The organism is Aquabacterium sp. (genome assembly GCF_041915145.1).
Classification (GTDB): domain Bacteria; phylum Pseudomonadota; class Gammaproteobacteria; order Burkholderiales; family Burkholderiaceae_C; genus Aquabacterium.
Genome location: NZ_JAYSBZ010000143.1, coordinates 1 through 3,210, shown reverse-complemented (window position 1 = coordinate 3,210; position 3,210 = coordinate 1). Strand labels below are relative to the sequence as shown.

3 protein-coding genes are annotated in these 3,210 nt (G+C 68.0%); 1 reads left to right on the top strand and 2 read right to left on the bottom strand.

Annotated elements, in window-relative coordinates:
- On the bottom strand, positions 1-1,323 hold a 1,323-nt coding region (locus ACE3SS_RS15180), incomplete at its 3' end, for a ferrous iron transporter B (RefSeq protein ID WP_374595391.1).
- A 46-nt stretch (positions 1,324-1,369) separates the two neighbouring features.
- Entirely contained in the window at positions 1,370-1,684 is a 315-nt protein-coding gene (locus ACE3SS_RS15175) for a ferrous iron transport protein A (RefSeq protein ID WP_374595389.1), read from the bottom strand.
- 259 nt (positions 1,685-1,943) lie between these two features.
- On the opposite strand from ACE3SS_RS15175, the gene serS reads away from it, so the two are divergent.
- The coding region (gene serS, locus ACE3SS_RS15170; protein ID WP_374595387.1) for a serine--tRNA ligase at positions 1,944-3,210 on the top strand (1,267 nt) is incomplete at its 3' end.

The window sequence follows — 3,210 nt, the reverse complement described above, 5'->3', positions numbered from 1 at the left end:
CAGCTGACGGGTCTGCCCCTGCGCCGTGGTGCGCTTGAGCACCCACGCCACCAGCATGGCGCTCGCGATGCCGGCAAAGTACAAGCCGAACAGCACCAGCCCCTGCAGCTCCAGCCCGCCCCACACCAGACGCTTCGGGATGAAGGCGCCGATCAGCAGTGCGTACACCGGCAAGCGCGCCGAGCAAGTCATCAGCGGCGCGATCATGATCGTGACCCAGCGGTCGCGCGGGTTATCGATGGTGCGCGTGGCCATGATGCCGGGGATGGCGCAGGCAAAGCTCGACAGCAGCGGGATGAACGAGCGCCCCGACAGTCCGATGCTGCCCATCAGTCGGTCAAGCAAGAAGGCCGCGCGCGGCAGGTAGCCCGACTCTTCGAGCACCAGGATGAAGAAAAACAGGATCAGGATCTGCGGCAGGAACACCAGCACCCCCCCGGCCCCGGCGATCACGCCGTCCACCAGCAAGCTGCGCAAGGCCCCCTCGGGCAGATGGGTGGCCACGACCTGACCCAGCACCTCGACGCCCGCCTCGATCTGACTCTTGGGCCACTCGGCCCAGGTGAACACCGCCTGGAAGATCAGGAACAGCAACACCAGCAAGATGATCGGGCCGGCCACCGGGTGCAAGACCACGCGGTCGACCCGGTCGCTGGCGTGGTGCAGCGCCGGGCTGTCCAGCCCGCATGCCGCCAGGATGCGTTGCACCTCGGCGTGGTCGGTCTGCACCGAAACTGCTTCGCCGGACGCAGCAGCCGTCGCCTGCCAGATCTGAGCCTGGTCGAGCAAGCCCAGCAGCGCGTCTGCCCCCTTGGCCTCGACCGCCACCGTTTGCACCACCGGCACGCCGAGCTCGGCCTGCAGCCGGGCGGCGTCGATCGGCAGCCCTTGTGCGCGGGCGCGGTCCACCATATTGAGCGCCACCACCACCGGCAGGCCCAGACGCCGCACCGCCAGCACGATGCGCAGATTGCGGCGCAGGTTGGTGGCATCGACCACCGCGATCACCAAGTCCGGCTTGGCCTCGCCTTCGGCGGTGCCGTGCAGCACATCGCAGGTGACCTGCTCGTCTGGCGTGCGGCCGTCGAGGCTGTAGGTGCCCGGCAGATCAAGGATGCGCAAGCGCTGGTGCCCTGGCGTGGTGAGGCGGCCTTCCTTGCGCTCGACGGTGACCCCGGCGTAGTTGGCCACCTTCTGGCGGCTGCCGGTGAGGCGGTTGAACAGCGCCGTCTTGCCGCAGTTGGGGTTGCCCACCAACGCCACCAGGCGCGACTGCAGGCCCGCGATGTTGACGCGTTGCTCGGTCACGCGTGCGTCGGTCATGGCAAATCTCGATTCGGGAGTCGGCGGGAGCGGGGGGCGAGCGGTTTCAGCCGCGCGGGGCGATGTGCACGCAAGCCGCCTCGGCGCGGCGCAGCGCGAAAGTGGACGTGCCCACGCGCACCGCGATCGGGTCGCCGCCCGGCACGCCGCGCGACAGCACCTGCACCTGCTCGCCGGCCAGAAAGCCGATTTCGGCCAGACGATCGGCCCAGTCCGGCTGCCCGACAGGCGCCACGACGTCGATCACCTGAAACGCCTGGCGCAGCGGCGCCTCGGCCAACACCGCCAGCCCGGCCCCCACGCCAACCCGGGGCGCCCCAGGCAGAACGGGTGAAACGACGGGGGTAGCGACGGCAGCCATGATGCGAACTCCGGTGCGGCCGTTGCGCACGCCTCAATCATCGATTGACAGAACGCAACAGCAAATAGGAATGGTTTTTATTATCGGCGCTCCGAGGAGAACACGCAAATCGGGCTGACAAATCGCCGAGCGGGCGGCCTGACTCCCGTCGGCCCAGCCGAGGGCGTCACACGCCACACGAGCTCCCGGCACATCAGCTCCCTACAATCGGCGATTCGCTTTTGTTTGCTCTCAACCCGCTCACTACCCGGCTGCCGACATGCTCGACATCACCCTGCTGCGCAAAGACCTCCCTGGCGTCATCGACAAACTGAACCGACGCAAGTCGCCCCAGCCCTTCCTCGACGAAGCCCGCTTCACGGCGCTGGAGGCCGAGCGCAAGCAGATCCAGGTGCGTACCGAAGAGCTGCAATCGCGCCGCAACAGCCTGTCCAAGCAGATCGGCCAACTCAAGGCCAAGGGCGAGGACACCGCCGCCGTGATGGCCGAGGTGGGCGGCATCGGCGACGAGCTCAAAGCCAGCGCCGAGCGGCTCGAAGGCATCCAGGCCGAGCTGTCGGCCCTGCTGCTGAGCGTGCCCAACCTGCCGCACGACAGCGTGCCGGCGGGCAGCGACGAGTCCGGCAACGTCGAAGTGCGCCGTTGGGGCACGCCGCAAACCTATGCCTTCGAGGTGAAGGATCACGTGGACTTGGGCGCCGCGCTGGGGCTCGATTTCGAGACCGGCGCCAAGCTGTCGGGCGCGCGCTTCACCTTCATGAAAGGCCCGATCGCCCGCCTGCACCGGGCGCTGGCGCAGCTGATGCTCGACGTGCAAACGCAAGCGCACGGCTACACCGAGTGCTACACGCCCTACCTCGTGCAAAGCCGCGCGCTCGAAGGCACCGGCCAGTTGCCCAAGTTCGAGCAGGACCTCTTTCACGTCACCTCGGGCGACGGCGACGCCTCGGGCAGCAAGTGGTATCTGATCCCCACCTCCGAAGTGACGCTGACCAACACCGTGGCCGACAGCATCGTGCCGCTCGAGCAACTGCCGATCAAGCTCACCGGCCACACGCCGTGCTTCCGCTCCGAAGCCGGCAGCGCGGGGCGCGACACGCGCGGCATGATCCGCCAGCATCAGTTCGACAAGGTCGAGATGGTGCAGATCGTCCACCCCGAGCACAGCTACGCGGCGCTCGAAGAGATGGTGGGGCACGCCGAAGCCATCCTGCAGAAGCTGGAGCTGCCGTATCGCGTGGTGAGCCTGTGCACCGGCGACATGGGTTTCGGCGCCAGCAAGACCTACGACCTCGAAGTGTGGCTGCCGGCGCAGAACACCTACCGCGAGATCAGCTCGGTGTCGAACTGCGAAGCCTTCCAGGCGCGCCGCATGCAGGCACGCTTCCGCAACGCGCAAGGCAAGCCGGAGCTGGTGCACACGCTCAACGGCTCGGGCCTGGCGGTGGGTCGCGCGCTGGTGGCCGTGCTCGAGAACCACCAGCAGGCCGACGGCAGCATCACGGTGCCCGCCGCGCTGCGTCCGT

Excerpts from the sequence above, each read along its gene's own strand:
- ACE3SS_RS15175 (WP_374595389.1), bottom strand. The coding sequence starts at position 1,684 with ATGGCTGCCGTCGCTACCCCCGTCGTTTCACCCGTTCTGCCTGGGGCG.